Raw genomic sequence first — 588 nt, 5'->3', positions numbered from 1 at the left:
TCATTAGGATATCAGGGCTCAGTCAGAGCCCATTGGCGGGACGGACGCCGCCCTCGTTTCTCTTCCTCACCAGATAGCGCGATCGCGGAAGCGGTCCGATTGCGGCGCGTGCTGCAATCCGGCCTGCGGCTGCTCATTCGTGACTTGGGCCTGTAGCTCAGGTGGTTAGAGCGCACCCCTGATAAGGGTGAGGTCGGACGTTCGAGTCGTCCCAGGCCCACCAGTATCGGGATGACCTCGATCGCTTGCGGCACCGCCGTTCGCCACGGGCTCTGCTCCTTAACGGGGACATAGCTCAGTTGGGAGAGCGCGTGCTTTGCAAGCATGAGGTCGTCGGTTCGATCCCGTCTGTCTCCACCATTTTCTTGGGACCTGGCGTCGCGACAGCGGCAGCCGCCCGAGGATGTGTGTCGAGGCCGCTATCTGGAACATGAGTTTGCCGCGGTGACGCAGCAGCAAGGACCGATCGGTTCGGCTGAGCGCATCGTTGGCGAAGACATCAGTGACATCGTGAAGAGGGAATGTGGCCGTTGGGGCAGAGAGATCTGCCAACCCCGGCGGTCATGTTCGGCAAGCATACGGTGGTGG

Annotated in this window: 2 tRNA genes; both read left to right on the top strand. The window is 61.7% G+C overall.

The window, feature by feature from the left end:
* Positions 1-146 precede the first annotated feature (146 nt).
* Positions 147-223: transfer RNA gene (locus CIW48_RS33010), tRNA-Ile, on the top strand.
* Between the two features lie 61 nt (positions 224-284).
* Positions 285-360 (top strand) — tRNA-Ala (locus CIW48_RS33005).
* Positions 361-588 lie beyond the last annotated feature (228 nt).

The organism is Methylobacterium sp. P1-11 (genome assembly GCF_008329595.1).
Taxonomy (GTDB): domain Bacteria; phylum Pseudomonadota; class Alphaproteobacteria; order Rhizobiales; family Beijerinckiaceae; genus Methylobacterium.
This window is presented reverse-complemented; position numbering and strand designations above follow the sequence as displayed.